Consider the following 17,366-nt stretch of genomic DNA (forward strand, 5'->3'; position numbering starts at 1 on the left):
GCATGCGCCCGTTCCGCCTGCAGGTGTCCGCTGACGACCTCGACGATCTCCACCGGCGCCTCCGGGATGCCCGCATGCCCGACCCGGTGGGCGGGGCCGCGTCCGAGAGTGCACTGTCGCTGGGTCGGCTCGGGGCACTCCTCGAGCACTGGAGGAACGGGTTCGATTGGCGGCGGATCGAAGCCGAACTCGCGGCGGTCGACCAGTACGAGGTCGACGTCGACGGGCAACGGCTGCACTTCGCGTCCCTGCCCGCCAGCGGTTCGGCGACGGTGCGGACACCCGTCATCGCCGTCCACGGCTGGCCGTACTCCTTCGTGGAGATGCTGCCCCTCGCCCGTGACCTCGCCAGCCGAACCGTCGACCTCGGGAACGGGCGCACCATGGGCTTCGACGTCGTGGTGCCGTCGCTGCCCGGATTCGGGCCGTCGATGCCGCTCGCCGATCGGCCGTTCACCGGGCCGGTCGTCGCTCGACTGTTCCACGGACTCATGACGGACATGCTCGGCCACCCTCGGTACGTCACCTACGGTGAAGACGTCGGCTCGACCACGAGCGACTGGTTGGCTGCGCTGTTCCCGGAATCGACCATCGGCTTGTTCGCCACGCACGCCGCGTTCCCGCCGCCGTCCCGAGCGCAGGACCTGACCGATGCAGAGTCTTCCTGGCTCCGGCGGCACGATGCAGCGTGGGCGCGCGGCCTGGGGTACGCCCGCGTCCAGGCCACGCGCCCCGAGATCCTCGCCGCCGCGTTGAACGACTCGCCGCTCGGTCTCGCGGCCTGGATCATCGAGAAGCTGCTGGCCTGGTCCGGTGCAGGGACGTGGTGGACCGACGACGAACTCCTCCGCACGGTCTCGTTGTACTGGTTCACGAGGAGCGTCGGAGCGTCGTTCCGTCCGTACCTCGACTTCCCGCAACAGCCGGAGCTACCGGCCATCGACGTCCCGGTCGCCGTGGCGGTCCAAACCGGAGAGCGCGGCCTGCCGCGGTCGTACGGTGCGCGGACGTACCGGGACATCCGCAGCTGGCGCGACCTCGATCACGGTGCGCACTTCACCGCTTGGCAGGTGCCGGGCACCGTTGCAGAAGCGATCGCGGCATTCGCAGCCGACGTCGCGGGCAACGAGCACGATCACGTCAGCGTGGACGCCTCGGCGCGGTGAGGAACGCGGTCCACGACAGGACGGCACTCGCGAGGAGCCCACTGCGGGCTCGTCGACCGATCCCCATCCGTTCTTCCCCTCTGCACGCCGCACACTGCGGCCAGGCCGTCCTCGGCGGGGGCAACTCTAGTTCGCCCCGGCCGAGGCCGACGATGCGCCTGCACTGCACAGCGACCCCGATCCGGGATCAGACGACGACGGACCCCCGCTGGCGGTGCGCGATCGAGACGGACTCGCCGGACACCGCGTTCAGCGGCGACGACAGGAAGGCGATGAGGTCGGCGATCTGCTGCGGGGTCGAGTCGCCGGGGCCTCCCGGGCGGACCTCGGTGGACGGGGTGTCCGTCACCGTGCCGGGGTTGACGACGTTCACCGTGACCCCGGTCCCCGCCACGTCGTCGGCCAGGTTCTTCGCGATGACGCTCACCGCGGTGTTCCGGAGTGACGCCGTGATGTTGCCGGAGAAGTAGGCGTTCTGCCCGCTCACCACGACCACCCGGCCGAACCCGGCCTCGCGCTGCGCGGGGAGCACGGCGTTCGCGACCCGGAGGAACCCGAGGGCCTTGCCGTCGATCGCGTCGAGGACCTGCGCGGGGTCGGACTTCCGGGCCGGGTCGAGGGTGCTCGCACTCGGTGCTGCGGTCACGACGAGCACGTCGATGCGCCCGTGCCGCTCGAGGACGGTGGCGATGCCCGCGTCCACCGAGTCCTGCGAGGCGGTGTCCATCGACACGCTGCCGTCGGAGTCCTCCGCGCTGCGGGACGCGACGACGACGGTCGCCCCCTCTGAGCGGAGGCGGTCGGCGACGGCGGTACCGATGTACCCCTTGCCTCCGACGACGAGTGCGACACGGTTCTTGAGTTCGAGGTCCACGCGCCCACGCTATGCCGGGGCGCTGCAGTCTGCTCGCCGTCGCGGCGCGGAGCCCCTGCCCGGCGGCGGGCAGGGGCTCCGGTGGTGCTCAGATCGCGATCAGCAGTACTTACCGGTCCAGGACGCACCGGTCAGGGCTCCGTAGTCCGGATTGGCGTACAGCGTGGTCTCGCCGGCCGACAGGCACATGCTCTTCGACGTGTACGTGTACTTGACGGTGATCTGGACCGGGTCCGACTTGCAGTTGTTGTAGGTGCCCTTCTCGTAGTGTCCGTCGTCCCCGCCGCCGATGTTCCCCGTCGTGATCGGGTAGAACCCGCACGGTGACGCGGCGTTCGCGGGACCGGCCATCGCCAGCGACCCGCCGAGCATCACGGTGGCGGCGAGTGCCGTGCCACCGATCTTCGTCCAGAGCTTCATCGCTCTCCCCCTAACAGCTTCCGATCTTGCTGGCCCCTGAGATCTGCTTGTCGTTCTCGGTGAATCCGAGTCGGACATCGCCGGGCTGGACGCAGTAGTTCTTGCTCCCGCCCTTCATCGTCACCTTGATCTTCACATTGCCGTTGCCGCAATTCCCGTAATGCGCGACCTGGCGTTGACCACTGAACGGCGATATCGACCCGACCACCGGTACGTTGATCGCGAAGGTCGAGTCGTAGTCCTCGATCTCTTCGCTGTACCCGCAGACCATCGCGCTCGCCGGCGCTGCGGTGACGGTACTCACGCCGACGACTCCGCCGAGCGCGAGTGCGGCGGCCGCACTCCCCAGTGCTGCCTTCCGGATCTTCTGATGCAGATGCATTCTTTCTCCCCTCTGCGGGACTGCGGTAGGCTGTCCGCGCAACGAATTGTGCATCGTGTCCTGAATTCCGTTCGTGGAATTCGGAACGACAACGAACTTACTCTTGAAGAATCATCACGCAACCCTGCCAGGTGGGTATTCGGTGGGTATCGAACGGAACGAGGTGGACATGCGCTCACGATCAGCTGGCAATGTCGCGACGATCATCGCCGCAGGGTGTTTGGTACTGCTCCTCGTCGTCGTGTGGCTCCGCGGGCAGCAGTCGATCGGAGACGGGTTCGCGATCCCGGTCGTGCTCGTGCTCGCCCTCGGGTTCGCCGGCTGCACCGTCTGGGCCGGTGTCGTCGCGCTGCGTCGACGCAGGTCCGGGCGCTGACGTCCGGGCGCTGAACCCCGCACCGGACCGCAACCGGATCCGACGTGCCGTCGCGACTCAGCCGAGCAGCGGTTCGAGCCGCGTCACCGCCCGGCGCAGGTGCACCAGTGCGTCCCCCGGCGACGACACCCGGGCCGCGGGCGCTGACAGGGTCAGCCCGGCCACGAGTTCTCCGCGCTCCCCGCGGACGGGGAGCGCCAGGCACCCGAACCCCGCCGTGAACGCGCCGACCTGGTGCACCGGGCCGAGGCCGCCCTCGGCGTGCAGCCGCCCCAACGCGCTCGACCCGGGTGTCGCCCGCAGTGCGGCCTCGTCGAGCAGCGGGAAGTCCGGGTCCACGTCGATGTCACGCACGCCGGCGACGTCGTAGCGCGCCAGGTGCACGCCGGCCCGGACGGCGGATCGGACGTCGGCGAGCACCGACCGCACGGCACGGGGGAGCGGTGCGAGTGCCGGAGCCGCCGACACCCCGGCCAGGTCGGCGACCTTGTGGCCGAGGGCGAAGCCGCGCAGGTCGGGGAGTCGGACGAGGTACTCGTCCTCGACGAGCAGCGTGATGAGCCGGTAGGTGGTGGCCCGCGGCATCCCGAGGGCATCCGAGATCTGCTGGGCGGTGACGCCCGGTCCCGCGTGCGCGGCGGCCTCCAGCACCGCGAGGGCGTTCTGGATCGCCTTCGGCTGCCGTGCGCGGAGTCCGGGTTCGCTCACCGCACCCCCGCCTGGTGGTCGGTTCCGGCGGACGGACGGGAGGCCCCCAGCAGGTCCGCCTCGACCGGCACGTCGTACACGGCGCGGCTCCGACCCCGTCGCCAGGGTCGCCGACGTGTGGCCACCAGGAACGCGACCACCACCGCGGCGACCGACCCGACGGCGATGGCGACGGCCGGCCAGCGGGGCGACGCTGCCTCGACCCCGAGGTAGGTGAGCAGGACGGCGGTGAGCAGGACCCCGGTCGTGACGGCGACGACCGCGACCCCTGCCGTCAGCTCGCCGATGCGCCGCAGGAACACCGGTGCCGCGAAGCACGTCAGGGCGTAGGCGGCGATGTACCCGAGGGCGGCGACGACGAGCTCGGCCTCCATCAGGGTCCACGTCGGGATGCCGCTCGCAAGCCCCAGGACCGGCAGGACCGTGAGCACGCCGCAGGCGACCGCGCCGGCGACGAACGGCGTCCGGAAGCGCGGGGACGCCCGGCCGAGCACGCGGGGGAGCACACCCTCGCGGCCCATCGCGAACAGGACCCGCACGAGCGCCGTCGTCGAGGCGATCGCACACGCCGCGAACGACGCCGCGATCCCGATGTCGAGCGCCCACCCGATCCACTGCATGCCGAAGGCGTTCGCCAGTTCGTTGACGGGCGAGGCGCTCGACGCGAGGTCGGCTCCCATGGCCGCGAACCCCATCTGCTGGGCCGCAGCGCTGACCACGTAGAGCGCCCCGGCGACCAGGACGGTCCACGAGATCGCGCGGGGGATCGCCTGGAACGGGCGCCGGGCCTCCACGCCGAGCACGGACGCGCTCTCGAACCCGACGAACGCGGTCACGGCGAGGGCGGTACCGACCGCGAACGACGCGGGCTGCGTCGGCCCGAGGGCGACGGCGGAGGCGTCGACCGGGTGCAGGCGCGCGACGAGCGCGACGATCAGGACCACGATGACGGCCACCGACAGCGACTCGACGAGCAGCGTCAGCCGGGTCGACAACCGGACCCCGAGCGCGATCACCGCGAAGACGGCGGCGCCCATCACCAGCACGACGACGATCGTGACCAGGGCGTCGTCGCCGGCGGCCGGGACGAAGCGGGACAGCAGGTAGTCGAGGTAGTACCCGCTGCCGGTGAGCGAGAACATCGCGATGAAGCCGTAGCCGAGCAGCAGGGCGGCGCCCGCGACGACCCCGGTGACCGGGCCGAGCCCGAGCGAGACGTAGGTGTAGAGCGAGCCGGTGCCGGCGACGCGACGGACGAACTGGTTCACCGTGCGCCCGACCAGGAACGACAGCGCCATGGCGGCCAGGAGCGACCACGTGGCACCCTGCCCCGCGACCGTCGCGACGAGGACCGGGATGGTGGTCGCGGCGGCGGACGGTGCCACGGCGGACACCGACTGCGCGAGGACGTCGACCGGGCCGATGCTCCGCCGGGACAACCCGTCGACGGGGGAGCGCGTGCCGATGCCGGGCACCCGTGGCGGGTCGGCGATGGCTCGGTCGAGCGCGGTCATGCGGCAACCGTAGGGCTGTGCCGTTGCGCCCGTGTCTCCGTGGTGTTTCGGCGGTGTCTCGCGCAAATGAGACGGCCCCGGCGAGCACGTCCCATTCGGCGGCGACAGGGCTTCACGCCGGTGGAACGGCACCGCAACGGCGGCACGGGACCGTGGTCTCACCCAGCACCACCACCTGCGTCCCACCCACCCGAACCGGAAGGCCACGATGTCCAGCATCACGAAGGACCCCGCGTCACTCGGAGCCGCACCCGCGCCGCAGCGGACCATGCGCGGCTCGCTCGGCGTCACCGCGATCGTGTTCATGGTCGTCGCGGCCGCCGCCCCGCTCACCGTCGTCGGCGGCGCCGCCCCGCTCGGCATGCTGCTCGGCAACGGCGTCGGGTTCCCGTCGCTCTACGCCGCGTCGGCCGTCGTGCTGCTGCTCTTCTCGGTGGGTCTGGCCGCGATGACCCGGCACGTGCCGCGGCCCGGCGCGTTCTTCACCTTCGTGGGGCACGGGCTCGGTCGTCCGGCCGGAGCGGGCGCCGCGACCCTGGCGCTGCTGACGTACACGACCATCCAGGTCAGCGTGCACGGCTACATCGGGTACCTGCTCGGCGTGACCGTCACGGGCCTGGGCGGACCGGACATCCCCTGGTACGTCTGGTCCCTGGTCGTCGTGGCCCTGGTCGGGATGCTCGGCTACCGGCACATCGACCTGTCGAGCAAGGTGCTCGGCGTGATGCTCGTCGGCGAGGTCGGCATCGTGCTCGTCCTGGTCGCGGCGATCGTGTTCCGCGGCGGGGCCGACGGCCTGTCCCTCGCACCGTTCGAGCCGACGCAGATCATGTCCGGCTCGCCCGGCGTCGGGCTGATGTTCGCCATCGCGGCGTTCATCGGGTTCGAGGCCACCGCGATCTTCCGCGACGAGGCGAAGGACCCGGAGCGGACCATCCCGCGCGCGACGTACACGGCCGTGATCGGCATCGGCGTCTTCTACACGCTCGCGTCGTGGGGGCTCGTGATGGCCTGGGGCCCGGACGGCATCCTCGCCGAGGTCGCGAAGGACCCGGGCTCGCTCATCCTCACCACCGCGGCGCAGTACATCGGCAGCGCGGGGGAGGCCGTGCTCAACGTGCTCCTGCTGACGAGCATGTTCGCCTGCGTCCTGTCGTTCCACAACGTCATCACCCGCTACCAGCACTCGATGGCGAACGCGTCGTTGCTGCCCGGCCGGCTCGGCGACGTGCACCGGAAGCACGCGTCCCCGCACACCTCGAGCCTGGTGCAGACCGTCACCGCCGCCGTCCTCATGGTCCTGTTCGCGGTGCTCGGCCTCGACCCGGTGCTGCAGGTGTTCAGCTGGTTCGCCGGCGTCGCCACCCTCGGCGTCGCGATCCTGATGGCCGCGACGAGCCTCGCCGTGATCGTGTACTTCCGCCGCAACCCGGGCGACCGGCGGGTGTGGAACACCGTGGTCGCACCGGTCCTCGGGTTCCTCGGCCTCGTCGCCGCCGCCGTCCTGATCTGGGTGAACTTCCCGACCCTGGTGGGTGACGTCGATGCATCGGGCGCGAGCGTCTTCGGCGTCGTGAGCATCGTGCTCACCGGCCTGGTCGTGGTCGTCCCCGTCATCGGCGTGGTGCAGGCGGTCGTGCTGCGACGCCGCAGCCGGAGCCGCTACGAGCAGATGCTCGACCGTCTCGCCACCGAGAGCTGACCCGCCGGGCGCACCACGCGCCTCCCGGCCGAACCGACCAGACCCCACGCACGACGCAACGCGCAAGGAGCACCACGCACATGACGATCACCGACCCGACCACCGCGACCACCGACGCAGCCACCACCACGCACCCGCTCGGCAGCCTGACCCCCGAGGAGTTCACCGCCGTCCGCGACCTCGTCACGGCGCAGCCGGACTGGACCGACACCACCCGCTTCGCGTACGTCGGCCTCGAGGAGCCGCACAAGCAGGAGGTCCTGGCGTGGCAGGCCGGCGACGGCCCCCTGCCGGACCGGACGGCACGCGTGATGCTGCTCGACATGGCGACCGGCCGATCCACGGACCGCGTCGTGTCGATCACCACCGGCACGGTGCTGCGGACCGACGTGCTCGACGGATCCCGCGGCCAGTTGCCCGTCCTGATCGAGGAGTTCGACGCCGTCGGCGAGATCGCCGGCGCGGACGAGCGCTGGGTCGCCGCCCTGGCGAAGCGCGGCCTGTCCGTCGACGAGGTCAAGTGCGTGCCGCTCTCGGCTGGCTACTACGACTACCCGGAGGAGCAGGGGCGGCGCATCCTGCGCGTGCTCGCGTTCAAGCAGGACCACCCGGCCGACCACGTGTGGGCGCACCCCGTCGACGGCCTGTCGGCCTACGTCGACGCCGCGAACCGGGCCGTCACGCGGATCGTGGACGTGGCGGAGATGCCCGTACCGACGACCTCGGGCAACTTCGACGACCCCGCGGTGCAGGGTGAACCGCTCGACCTCAAGCCGATCGTCATCACCCAACCCGAGGGGCCGTCGTTCCGCGTCGACGGCGAGTTCGTCGAGTGGGCGAACTGGCGGTTCCAGGTCGGCTTCGACGCCCGCGAGGGGCTGGTGCTCCGCCAGCTGTCGTGGCAGGACGGCGAGCGGCTGCGCCCGATCGTGTACCGGGCGTCGATCGACGAGATGCTCGTGCCGTACGGCGACCCGTCTCCGGTGCGGTTCTGGCAGAACTACTTCGACACCGGCGAGTACCTGTTCGGCCGGTTCACGAACTCGCTCGAGTTCGGCTGCGACTGCGTCGGTGAGATCCAGTACTTCGACGCCGTCCTGGCCGACGAGCTCGGGAACCCGCAGACCATCCGCAACGGCATCTGCATGCACGAGGAGGACTTCGGCACGCTCTGGAAGCACGGCGACATCTACACGGGTTCGCAGGAGGTCCGTCGATCCCGCCGGCTGGTGATCTCGTTCTTCACCACCGTCGGCAACTACGACTACGGCTTCTACTGGTACCTGTACCTGGACGGCACGATCGAGTGCGAGGCGAAGCTCACCGGCGTGCTCTTCACCAGCTCGTACCCGGGGCGGTCTGCGGACGGCGACGACTACCCGTACGCATCCGAGGTCGCCCCCGGCCTCGGTGCTCCGTACCACCAGCACCTGTTCTCGGCGCGACTCGACATGATGGTCGACGGACTGTCGAACGCCGTGGACGAGGTCGACGCGGTCCGGGTGCCGGTCGGACCGGGCAACGAGCACGGCAACGCGTTCACGAAGTCGGTGACCCGCATCGCGTCGGAGTCGACGTCCGGCCGTCTCGCCGATGCCTCGAAGGCCCGCACGTGGTTCGTCTCGAACACCGAGGAGCGCAACCACCTCGACCGCCCCACCGGCTACGTGCTGTACCCGCAGGACGCCCCGGTGCTGCTCGCCGACGACTCGTCCTCGGTCGCGGCCCGTGCCGAGTTCGCGCGCAAGCACCTGTACGTCACGCAGTACGACCCGGCGGAGCGCTTCGCGGCCGGTGACTTCGTGCACCAGAACCCCGGCGGCGACGGGGTGGCCCGGTACGTCGAGGGGGACCGGTCGCTCGACGGCGAGGACATCGTGCTCTGGCACACGTTCGGCCCGACGCACTTCCCGCGACCCGAGGACTGGCCCGTCATGCCGGTCGACTACGCCAAGTTCACGCTCAAGCCGTACGGCTTCTTCCCGCGGAACCCGGCCCTCAACGTGCCGGCGGCCATCGGGGCCACCGCGGCGTCGCACTGTTCGCACCATGCGTCCGGTGGCGTCGAGGCGGCGCACGACGCCGTCGCGCACGACCACGGGCACGGACACTGACGTGACCGACCTGCTCGGGCTCGCCGCGATCGTGCCGGCGTCCGCCGGAGCCTGCTGCACGGTCGGGGCGTGGCGCCCCGGCCGTGCGGTCGACGTGGTGGCAGCGGTCGTGATGGTGGCCGCGATGGTGGACGGGGCCTTCGCGCCCCGAGTCCTGCCCGGCGTGCTCTGGTTCGTCGTGCTCGCGCTGCTCGCCGTGGTGGTCGCCATGGTGCACCGGGTGCAGAGCGCGTCCGGTGCGTCCGGTGCGTCCGGTGCGTCCGGTGCGTCCGGTTCGGACGGGAGGCCCGGGTCGCCTCCGGCGGTCCGCGTCGCGTCGACGCACGGTCGGTTCGGGCGGTTGCACGCCGCGCTCGGGCTGCTGGTGATGGGCGCGCTGGGGGTCGGCATGGCGCACGACCCCGGCATGACCGGCATGACGGGTGTCGGCATGCACGGACACGGTGGCGCGGTCGCCGTGACGTGGCAGGCCGTCCTCGGCGGCCTGACCACCGGCTACCTGCTGCTCACCGCCCACATGGTGCGGGACGGCATCCGGCGTCGCGCTCGGGCACTCCCCGTCATCGAGACGCTCGCCATGGGGATCGCGGTGGCGGTCATGGCCACGGCGATGGTCTGACGCTGTCGGCTGTCGGCTGTCGGCTGTCGACTGCTGGCTTCGCTCGCGACGTGAACGGTTCGGCGCGCGAAACGTACATTTCCCGAATCGTTCGTTGCGGAGAACGTTCACGTTGTGAAACAGTTTCCACGTCCGCAGGGGACGAACGGCCGCAGAAGGGCGGGATCAGACATGCACAGCACGTACTCCGGGATGCCTCGGGCGGCACGGATCGGTGGCAGCCACACCCGCATCGGTCTGACCGACCCCGCCGTCATCGACGCCTACGTCCAGCGCCGCATCGAGGACCCGTCGCTGCTCGCCGCGCGCGCCGAGCCGGCGTACGCCGACTTCTTCACCGTCCCCGCCGCGTAGCAAGGAGCGCATGATCGCATGCCGTTGACCGTCGTCCGTCGAGAACACGTCCACCTCTACGCCCGCGAGCCCCGGTCCCAGGCCGCGAAGACCGCCGTCGACGCACTGCTGCGCCTGCAGCACGCCGAGGAGCAGCAGGTCGAGTCGGCGCGCATCGAGAGCGGCCTGAGCAAGAACGAGTCGCTGGCGATCCGGTACATGCTGCAGGCACACCGGGACGGCCGGACCATGGGGCCGAAGGACCTCGCCGTCATGTTGACGGTGTCGAACGCCTCGGTCACGAAACTCGTCGACTCGCTCGTCGACAAGGGACTCCTCGTCCGCACCGCCCACCCGACCGATCGACGAGCGCAGGTCCTGGAGCCCACCGACCTCGCCGCCGAGAAGATCGACGCCTCGTACGCCCGCTTCCACGAAGCCGTGGTCGAGGTCCTCGACAACCTGTCCGACGCGGACAACGCCGTCCTCGCGGAGTCGCTGACGAAGATCAGCGACGCCCTCGCCGAGGGGCTGCCCGTGCCGGTGGACGAGTACACGGTCGACGACCAGGGCTGACGCGGTGCGGCCTGGCCACGGGCCTCCAGTCCTGGGGTGGTGCTAAAACCTTCCAGCGGTAAGTTGGGTGCATGACGCACCCCGCCGACGACGACGCGGTCCCGCCGCGACGCGGCGGGTACCGCAAGGGCGCCGAGCGCCGGACCCAGATCCTCGACGAGATGATCCGGATGGTCGCGGAACAGGGCGTCGACGCATCGTCGCTGCGATCGGTGGCCGAGGCCCTCGGGATCACCCACGCGGCGCTCCGCCACTACTTCCCGAGCCGTGACGAACTGCTGCTCGCCGTCTACCGCGAGCACGAGGTGCGCGAGCAGGGGGCGCCCGACCGGTTGAAGTCGGCGATCGGGGACATGCGCGACAGCGCCTCGCGCAACCGTGCGGTGCCGGGGCTCGTGCAGCTGTACACGACGCTCGCGGCCGACGCCGTGCAGGAGGGGCACCCGGCGACCCGTGACTTCATGCGGGAACGGTTCACGCGGCTCCGGGCCGACCTGGCCGCGCTGATCGAGGCGGACCAAGCCGCGGGGCGGATCCGCGCCGACCTCGACCCGGTCGACCTCGCGTCGCTCAGCATCGCGGCCTCCGACGGGCTGCAGGTGCAGTGGCTGCTCGACCCCGAGGCCGTCGACGGTGAGAAGGTGCTGCGCTTGCTCGAGCAGATCGTGCCCGCGCCTCCGGAGTGATGCCAGTGCACGACGTTGGCCCATAGCCGTATCGATATATGTGCGTATGGATTGAAGTGCGGAACTGATGGTCAATATGCTCCCCAAGCGGTCGTTGGTGACCGTCTACTGGAGGAAGAGCATGCAGAAGTTTTTTGCGATCGTGGCGGGGGTCGGTCTCGTTGCGACGTTGGTGTCGGCGGGACCCGGTGCGGCAAACGCCGCTGAAGAAGAGGCGCCAGTGATCTCAGGCACCGTGACTCGAGCTGACGGCACTCCGTTCTCGGCCGGTGCGTCAGTCGCAGTCTTCGCGGTCGGACGCGATGGCAACGCCACGAGCGTCGGATCAGAGGTTCGATCCGTTCCCGTCGCGGCCGGAACGGTGGGGAGCGGTGGACAATTCGACGTGGGCATCGACGACGTGGCCACAGTCGAACAGTTCGCCGACACAAACAGCGTCGTCGATCTCGAGGTGCGCGCGCTCGACGGTTCGGACTTCGCCCCGTTCGCCCTGAGTCGGAAGCTCATCAGGAGCGCCCACGGGCTGTCCTTCGCGGACCCGAGCGTCGATGCTGAGCAGAACGCCACGACTCGAACCTCAGATTCCGAGCCGATCGCGATGCGGGCAACCGGTACGAACGTCTCGTCCGCTGAGGTCGGTATGCAACGGACGTCCGCACGCACATCGGGTTCCACCCCCTTCACGCAGGTCTGTGGAGAAACGAAGACGAAGAACCTCGGTGTCCGGCGGGTGCTGGTCGGGGCCACGTACGCACTGGCGTCCTACACGAACGGACGATTCGTGTACAAGAACGGCGCATCCTCGAACCTGGGAGTGGTGTACTCGGCGAACGCCAAGAAGGGGAGCTGGTCGAAGGCCGGAACAGTCAGCCGATCCTCGAATGCAGGAGTCGACTACGGGAACCGGTACGGGGGAACCGCCTACTACACGTACTTCACGTACGGGCAGTACGCGCAGTGGTGCCGTCCGGTCGGGTCGACCAAGAACTCGGTCTACAACCACGTCGTGCGCGCGACGGGCTACGCGGGTGGCTCGCAGGTCGCGTCCGCACCCGTACCCGCGGCCACGAGGTGCACGAACTTCAGCAACAACACGACGATCACCAGGAGTTCGACGTCGTCGAACACCTGGGAGCAGGCGGTCAACTTCATCGGTCCGCTCGGTGTGACGCTGACGGCGAAGACGGGATGGAGCTCGAACGCGGCCATGTCCTACACGAACAAGTCGGGGAGCACGAAGCGGGTGTGTGGAACGAAGGGCTACTGGGGCGGTACCCCGGAACGCGCCGTGACGAAGTGAAACGAGCAGCCGTGGTCAGTGGCAGTCTCGCGCTGATGCTCGTGGCGTCGGGGTGCGCCACTGCGACCGACGGTCCGCTGCGGTTCGAGGACCACGGCCTCGACTACTGCGCCACTACCGATGATGGTGGTGAAGGCTTCGGTGTCGGCATCCCGGTCGACCACGAGGCCGGGACCCCCATCACCATTGGCCGGATCTCATCGAGTGAGTCAGACGGTGTCCGTATCGTCGGCGCCGTGGTCGTGAAGGTGCGGGAGAACCGGATCGGAACGACCTCCTGGCCTGTTCCGAGGTCGTACGGTCGTGCGGTTGTTGCCGACGGCGCAGCGATCCCCTCGGACGAGCAGTACGACCTGGTGGTCCACGCGGAGTCCAGCGGTCCGTCGGGTGGCACAGCCGGGGTGGTGTCGATCGAGTACACCCAGGGAGGACGGGAGTACATCGCCGACACCCACACGACGGTCCGGATGAAGCGGAGCTGCTGAAGTCGGTTGGCGAGCAGAAATGGTCGGGTCCCGTACGGGTACCCGACCATTTCTGCTCACCAAGTGGTGCGCGTGGTGTGCGCCTACGCCGTCAGGACCGCGGCCGCGGGGTCGAAGTCCTCGGGCAGCGGCGGGATGGCGTCCACGGTCGACGTGATGTCGACGGCCGACCCCGACGCGGCGGCGTCCCGGATGCCGAGCAGCACGTCGAGGACGTGCAGCGCGACCGCACCCGAGGCACGCTCGGGACGGTCCTCGGCGATGGCACGGGCGAGCTCGACGACGCCGGTGCCGCGTCCCCACGTGGAGCCGACCGCCTCGAGCGTCTCGGGCTCGTCCTGCCCGTAGCGCCACAGCTGGGACGGACCCTCGAACGTGTTCGGGTCCGGCAGCGAGATCGTGCCGAGCGTGCCGTTGATCTCGACGAAGCCCATGCGGGGCAGCGCGTGCTGGAACGAGAACGTCGACTGGGCGGACTGCCCACCGGCGAACTCGATCAGCGCGGCGTGGTGGGTGGGGACCTCGACCGGGAACGTCTCGCCGGCACGGGGTCCGGACGCGATGGTGCGACGGTCGAGCGACTTCGACGACACGGCCTGCACGCGCGATGCGGTGCCGAACGCGTGCACGAGCGTGGTCACGTAGTACGGACCCATGTCGAAGAGCGGACCGGCACCCTGGGCGAACAGGAAGTCCGGGTTCGGGTGCCAGGCCTCCGGGCCGGGGACGTGGAACAACGTGGTGGCGGAGAGCGGCTCGCCGATGTCGCCACGGGCGATGGCACGCAGGGCCGTCTGGATGCCCGCACCGAGCACGGTGTCCGGTGCCGTCGCGACGCGCAGGCCCTTGGCCTTGGCGGACTCGAGGACCGCCGCGGCCGACGCGTGGTCGGTCGCGATCGGCTTCTCGCTCCACACGTGCTTGCCGGCGTCGATGATCTGCTGGTCGACCTCGGCGTGCGCCGCCGGGATCGTCAGGTTGATCACGATGCTGACGTCGTCACGGGCGAGGAGTTCCTCGACCGTGCCGGACGCTGCGACGCCGTACTCCGCGGCCTGTGCGGCTGCGCGGTCGAGCAGCACGTCGGCGACGAAGCGGACCTCGACGTCGGCGAACTTGGTCAGGTTCTCCAGGTACTGCGTGGAGATGTTGCCGGCACCGATGATGCCGAGACCGACACGGCTCACTTGTCGTTGTCCTTCAGCCATGCGAGCGACTCGGTGATGCCCTCGAAGACGTCGCCCGAGTAGGCGTCGAACTCGACGACGCGGATGGCCTGCGGCGCCGCGGCGAGGATGCCCGCCACGTTCACGTCGCCCTGACCCGCGGGGGTCTGGTTCTCGAAGGCGCGCTGGAGCGCCTCGGGCACGACGAGCGCGCTCTCGGACGAGGGCAGTGCGGTGAGGATGTCACCGTCGACCTTGCCGTCCTTGACGTGGATGGCGACGACGCGGTCGCCGAGCGACTTCAGGACGGCGGGGGCGTCGGCGCCGCCGACGGTGGCCCAGAAGGTGTCGAGCTCGAGCACCGTCTCCGGGCTGATCTGCGACACGAAGTGGTCGTAGACCGTGCGGCCGTCGACCTTGTTCGTGAACTCCCACTGGTGGTTGTGGTACCCGAACTGCAGGCCGCGCGAGGCTGCCTCGGCGGTCAGGACGTTGACGCGCTCGGCGATCTTCGCGACGTCGTCGGCGGTCTGCCAGCGGTCGGTCGGGATGAACGGGTCGATGACCGTCTGGATGCCGAGGCGCTCCGCGGCGTCCCAGATCGGGGCGGTGTCCTCGGCGTCGATCACGGCGACGTGGCCGGACGGCGCCTTGAGGCCGGTCGCCGCGAAGGCGCGCTCGAGGTCAGCGGCACGCTCGACGAACGCGTAGGGCTCGACGTTCTCGTACCCGATCTCGGCGACGCGGGCGATGGCCTTGTCGAGGTCTTCGGCGATGGCGTCTCGCAGCGAGTACAGCTGCACAGAAGTGGTGGGCATTGCAGAGGCTCCTTCGGTCCTGTCTGGGTGTCGCGACAACCAGGTGTCGCAGTCCGTCGAGGAGCGATGCTCCGCGGCGAGATCGATGACGACGCTACCCCAAAAACCACCCGGTGTGTAGTTTTGCGGCGGTCGGTGACACGGCCCCCGGGCGGAACGACCGAGCCCGTGACGTCGTCGTGGACGTCACGGGCTCGGCCATCGCGCAGGATCCCTGCGGGATCAGCGGGTCACTTGCCGGTGCAGGTGTGGCTCGTCGAACCGGCCGAGATCCACTGCTGACGACCCACGTCCAACGTGTACATCTCGCCGCGGTAGCTCCAGCGGTACTTGCCGGACGAGATCTTCTTCCGGTCGTTCTTGTAGAACCAGGTGTTCATGGTCAGGCCCGTGGTCTTGATCTGGACCGCCTTGCGGTTGCTGCAGTCGGGCATGAGGCCGATGGGGCCGGCGTGCGCCGGTTCCGCCGTGGCCGTCATGCCGATCCCCGCGATCAGTGCAGCACCCAGCATCAGTGCGACTCGCCGAGTGGACGTCGTCCCTCGGCCCTTCTTCGTCATCGTTCCTGCGTCGGACACGAAAACCCCCCTTGACTAGTGATTCGATACCGCTTCACCCTTTCGTCCGCGCCGAGCCGTGTCAAGGGCTCGCACGTGCACGTCGTGGCCGCGCCGCTGCGCCCGGTTCGTCGGGTCCGGTCGCGGAACCGACCCGCGATCGGGTCAGCGGCCCTCGGTAGCGTGGACGCCATGCTCGACGCGACCCCAGCCCCCTTCGACACCCCGGCCGGGCGCATCATCGGCACCGTCGACGGCGACGTGATCCGCGTGCTCGGGATCCCGTACGCGCGGGCCGACCGGTTCGCGCCGCCGGAGCCGATGCCGCCTTTCGCCAGCGAACTGCACGCCTCCACGCCGTCACCCGTGGCGCCGCAGCCGCACGCGCAGTTCGTCGACCAGCTGCTGGGCGAGGTCGAGGACATCACCGTCGACGAGCACTGCCAGCGCCTGTCCGTCACGCTGCCCGCCGACGTGGCACCCGACGAGCAGCTGCCCGTGATGGTCTGGATCCACGGCGGCTCGTACGTCATCGGCGGCGGTGACCTGCCGATCTACGACGCCCGCGACCTCGTGACCGAGCAGCGCGTGATCGTCGTGTCGGTGACCTTCCGGCTCGGGCTGCTCGGGTTCCTGGGCGACGGGAACGCGATCCCGGCGAACCTCGGCCTGCTCGACCTGATCGAGTCGCTCCGCTGGGTGCGGACGAACATCGCCGCGTTCGGTGGCGACCCCGACCTGGTGACCGTCTTCGGGCAGTCCGCCGGCGGTGACGCAGCTGCTCACCTGATGATCAGCGAGGGCGCTGCCGGCCTGTTCCGCCGGGCGATCATCCAGAGCGCACCGCTCGGGTTGTCCCGTCGCCGATCCCGGATGAACCGCGCGATGATCCGGTCCGTCGGCACCGTGCACGCCGACACGCCGCTCGACGACCTGCTCGAACGGCAGGCCCTCGGCACCCGGGCCGCAGCGCCGTACGGCCTGGCGGGCGGGATGCCGTTCGGCACCCAGTACGGCTTCGCCCCGTTGCCCGCCGAACGCGACCTCGACGCGGCGTGGAGCCGGGTCGCACCCGACGTCGACGTCCTGATCGGTTCGGCGACGGACGAGACCGGCATGTACGTGCCGCTGATCCCCGGTCTGTCGCGGGTCGCGCGGTCCCGGATCCTGCGCCCGGCGCTCCGTTGGTGGGTGGTCCGTCCGCTCTCCGACGTCATCTACGGCCGCGACGTCCGGCGCTTCACCGCGCGGCACCGTCGAGCCGGCGGGCGGGCGACGTCCTACCGACTCGTGCGCGGCGTGACGACCGCGCCGACCGGTGCCGTGCACATGAGCGACCTGCCGCTGCTGCTCGGTGGCCGCGAGGCCTGGGCCGGCACCCGCTTCGTGCCCGAGCGCGACTGGCCCGAGGTCGAGCGGCGCGGCCGGGCCTTCCGCGCGATCTGGGCGGAGTTCGCCCGGACCGGCGTCGTGCGGGCTCCGGACGACGAGACGCTGACGTTCGACCGGGACTGACGTCCGACCGGCGCTGTCCTGGGCTCGCGCCCCCTGAACTGGCGGTCGCGTGGTC

General features: G+C 70.1%; 19 protein-coding genes. 11 read left to right on the forward strand and 8 right to left on the reverse strand.

Annotation, left to right across the window (positions count from 1 at the left end; genetic code table 11):
* Nucleotides 1-2 precede the first annotated feature (2 nt).
* Nucleotides 3-1,166, forward strand: a complete 1,164-nt coding sequence (locus tag ACXKZB_RS00355; RefSeq protein ID WP_488824246.1) for an epoxide hydrolase family protein — start codon at nucleotides 3-5, stop codon at nucleotides 1,164-1,166.
* Between the two features lie 187 nt (nucleotides 1,167-1,353).
* Here the strand turns inward: ACXKZB_RS00355 and ACXKZB_RS00360 are convergent, their stop codons facing one another.
* From ACXKZB_RS00360 to ACXKZB_RS00370, 3 genes are all read right to left on the reverse strand, one after another.
* Entirely contained in the window at nucleotides 1,354-2,040 is a 687-nt protein-coding gene (locus ACXKZB_RS00360; protein WP_488824247.1) for an SDR family NAD(P)-dependent oxidoreductase, read from the reverse strand.
* Between the two features lie 99 nt (nucleotides 2,041-2,139).
* Nucleotides 2,140-2,460 carry a DUF6355 family natural product biosynthesis protein gene (locus ACXKZB_RS00365; RefSeq protein WP_488824248.1) on the reverse strand — a complete coding sequence of 107 codons (321 nt, stop codon included), beginning with the start codon at nucleotides 2,458-2,460 and terminating at the stop codon, nucleotides 2,140-2,142.
* A gap of 10 nt (nucleotides 2,461-2,470) precedes the next feature.
* Nucleotides 2,471-2,842 carry a DUF6355 family natural product biosynthesis protein gene (locus tag ACXKZB_RS00370; RefSeq protein ID WP_488824249.1) on the reverse strand — a complete coding sequence of 124 codons (372 nt, stop codon included), beginning with the start codon at nucleotides 2,840-2,842 and terminating at the stop codon, nucleotides 2,471-2,473.
* 169 nt (nucleotides 2,843-3,011) lie between these two features.
* Between ACXKZB_RS00370 and ACXKZB_RS00375 the strand changes: the two genes are divergently transcribed.
* Nucleotides 3,012-3,218, forward strand: a complete 207-nt coding sequence (locus ACXKZB_RS00375; RefSeq protein WP_488824250.1) for a hypothetical protein — start codon at nucleotides 3,012-3,014, stop codon at nucleotides 3,216-3,218.
* Nucleotides 3,219-3,275: 57 nt separating this feature from the next.
* Here ACXKZB_RS00375 and ACXKZB_RS00380 read toward each other — a convergent pair whose 3' ends face one another.
* Together ACXKZB_RS00380 and ACXKZB_RS00385 are read right to left on the reverse strand one after the other, a co-directional pair.
* On the reverse strand, nucleotides 3,276-3,926 hold the full coding sequence (locus ACXKZB_RS00380; protein ID WP_488824251.1) for a helix-turn-helix domain-containing protein: 651 nt from the start codon (nucleotides 3,924-3,926) through the stop codon (nucleotides 3,276-3,278).
* Nucleotides 3,923-5,440 carry an APC family permease gene (locus ACXKZB_RS00385; RefSeq protein WP_488824252.1) on the reverse strand — a complete coding sequence of 506 codons (1,518 nt, stop codon included), beginning with the start codon at nucleotides 5,438-5,440 and terminating at the stop codon, nucleotides 3,923-3,925. Before ACXKZB_RS00385 ends, ACXKZB_RS00380 begins: the two co-directional genes overlap by 4 nt.
* A gap of 208 nt (nucleotides 5,441-5,648) precedes the next feature.
* Between ACXKZB_RS00385 and ACXKZB_RS00390 the strand changes: the two genes are divergently transcribed.
* From ACXKZB_RS00390 to ACXKZB_RS00425, 8 genes are all read left to right on the forward strand, one after another.
* The gene (locus ACXKZB_RS00390) at nucleotides 5,649-7,142 is read left to right on the forward strand and encodes an APC family permease (protein WP_123311171.1); all 1,494 of its coding nucleotides are present in this window, start codon (nucleotides 5,649-5,651) and stop codon (nucleotides 7,140-7,142) included.
* 80 nt (nucleotides 7,143-7,222) lie between these two features.
* Nucleotides 7,223-9,256 (forward strand): primary-amine oxidase, encoded by a 2,034-nt coding sequence (locus tag ACXKZB_RS00395; protein ID WP_488824253.1) that lies wholly within the window; start codon nucleotides 7,223-7,225, stop codon nucleotides 9,254-9,256.
* A gap of 1 nt (nucleotide 9,257) precedes the next feature.
* Entirely contained in the window at nucleotides 9,258-9,875 is a 618-nt protein-coding gene (locus ACXKZB_RS00400) for a hypothetical protein (RefSeq protein ID WP_488824254.1), read from the forward strand.
* 171 nt (nucleotides 9,876-10,046) lie between these two features.
* Entirely contained in the window at nucleotides 10,047-10,229 is a 183-nt protein-coding gene (locus tag ACXKZB_RS00405; protein WP_456795013.1) for a hypothetical protein, read from the forward strand.
* Nucleotides 10,230-10,247: 18 nt separating this feature from the next.
* Entirely contained in the window at nucleotides 10,248-10,784 is a 537-nt protein-coding gene (locus ACXKZB_RS00410; protein WP_488824255.1) for a MarR family winged helix-turn-helix transcriptional regulator, read from the forward strand.
* A gap of 71 nt (nucleotides 10,785-10,855) precedes the next feature.
* Nucleotides 10,856-11,470, forward strand: coding sequence for a TetR/AcrR family transcriptional regulator (locus ACXKZB_RS00415; protein WP_488824256.1), 615 nt, complete (start codon nucleotides 10,856-10,858; stop codon nucleotides 11,468-11,470).
* A gap of 97 nt (nucleotides 11,471-11,567) precedes the next feature.
* Nucleotides 11,568-12,770 carry a hypothetical protein gene (locus tag ACXKZB_RS00420; RefSeq protein WP_488824257.1) on the forward strand — a complete coding sequence of 401 codons (1,203 nt, stop codon included), beginning with the start codon at nucleotides 11,568-11,570 and terminating at the stop codon, nucleotides 12,768-12,770.
* Nucleotides 12,716-13,255: a hypothetical protein gene (locus ACXKZB_RS00425; RefSeq protein ID WP_488824258.1), complete on the forward strand. Its 540-nt coding sequence runs from the start codon at nucleotides 12,716-12,718 to the stop codon at nucleotides 13,253-13,255. Before ACXKZB_RS00420 ends, ACXKZB_RS00425 begins: the two co-directional genes overlap by 55 nt.
* Nucleotides 13,256-13,338: 83 nt before the next feature.
* On the opposite strand, the gene ACXKZB_RS00430 is transcribed toward ACXKZB_RS00425, so the two are convergent.
* From ACXKZB_RS00430 to ACXKZB_RS00440, 3 genes are all read right to left on the reverse strand, one after another.
* Complete coding sequence (locus ACXKZB_RS00430; RefSeq protein WP_222659049.1) at nucleotides 13,339-14,463, reverse strand: Gfo/Idh/MocA family protein; 1,125 nt, start codon at nucleotides 14,461-14,463, stop codon at nucleotides 13,339-13,341.
* Nucleotides 14,439-15,239, reverse strand: a complete 801-nt coding sequence (locus tag ACXKZB_RS00435; protein WP_488824259.1) for a sugar phosphate isomerase/epimerase family protein — start codon at nucleotides 15,237-15,239, stop codon at nucleotides 14,439-14,441. The genes ACXKZB_RS00430 and ACXKZB_RS00435 overlap by 25 nt, the downstream gene beginning before the upstream one ends.
* A gap of 230 nt (nucleotides 15,240-15,469) precedes the next feature.
* Nucleotides 15,470-15,817, reverse strand: a complete 348-nt coding sequence (locus ACXKZB_RS00440) for a hypothetical protein (RefSeq protein ID WP_148061705.1) — start codon at nucleotides 15,815-15,817, stop codon at nucleotides 15,470-15,472.
* A 171-nt stretch (nucleotides 15,818-15,988) separates the two neighbouring features.
* On the opposite strand from ACXKZB_RS00440, the gene ACXKZB_RS00445 reads away from it, so the two are divergent.
* On the forward strand, nucleotides 15,989-17,311 hold the full coding sequence (locus ACXKZB_RS00445) for a carboxylesterase family protein (RefSeq protein ID WP_488824260.1): 1,323 nt from the start codon (nucleotides 15,989-15,991) through the stop codon (nucleotides 17,309-17,311).
* Nucleotides 17,312-17,366 lie beyond the last annotated feature (55 nt).

It is taken from the genome of Curtobacterium sp. ABR8 (assembly GCF_057812125.1).

Bases quoted from the DNA above. Each gene is read 5' to 3' on its own strand.
- ACXKZB_RS00355 (WP_488824246.1), top strand. From the start codon at position 3: ATGCGCCCGTTCCGCCTGCAGGTGTCCGCTGACGACCTCGACGATCTC.
- ACXKZB_RS00365 (WP_488824248.1), bottom strand. From the start codon at position 2,460: ATGAAGCTCTGGACGAAGATCGGTGGCACGGCACTCGCCGCCACCGTG.
- ACXKZB_RS00370 (WP_488824249.1), bottom strand. From the start codon at position 2,842: ATGCATCTGCATCAGAAGATCCGGAAGGCAGCACTGGGGAGTGCGGCC.
- ACXKZB_RS00375 (WP_488824250.1), top strand. From the start codon at position 3,012: ATGCGCTCACGATCAGCTGGCAATGTCGCGACGATCATCGCCGCAGGG.
- ACXKZB_RS00385 (WP_488824252.1), bottom strand. From the start codon at position 5,440: ATGACCGCGCTCGACCGAGCCATCGCCGACCCGCCACGGGTGCCCGGC.
- ACXKZB_RS00390 (WP_123311171.1), top strand. From the start codon at position 5,649: ATGTCCAGCATCACGAAGGACCCCGCGTCACTCGGAGCCGCACCCGCG.
- ACXKZB_RS00395 (WP_488824253.1), top strand. From the start codon at position 7,223: ATGACGATCACCGACCCGACCACCGCGACCACCGACGCAGCCACCACC.
- ACXKZB_RS00405 (WP_456795013.1), top strand. From the start codon at position 10,047: ATGCACAGCACGTACTCCGGGATGCCTCGGGCGGCACGGATCGGTGGC.
- ACXKZB_RS00410 (WP_488824255.1), top strand. From the start codon at position 10,248: ATGCCGTTGACCGTCGTCCGTCGAGAACACGTCCACCTCTACGCCCGC.
- ACXKZB_RS00415 (WP_488824256.1), top strand. From the start codon at position 10,856: ATGACGCACCCCGCCGACGACGACGCGGTCCCGCCGCGACGCGGCGGG.
- ACXKZB_RS00430 (WP_222659049.1), bottom strand. From the start codon at position 14,463: ATGGCTGAAGGACAACGACAAGTGAGCCGTGTCGGTCTCGGCATCATC.
- ACXKZB_RS00435 (WP_488824259.1), bottom strand. From the start codon at position 15,239: ATGCCCACCACTTCTGTGCAGCTGTACTCGCTGCGAGACGCCATCGCC.
- ACXKZB_RS00445 (WP_488824260.1), top strand. From the start codon at position 15,989: ATGCTCGACGCGACCCCAGCCCCCTTCGACACCCCGGCCGGGCGCATC.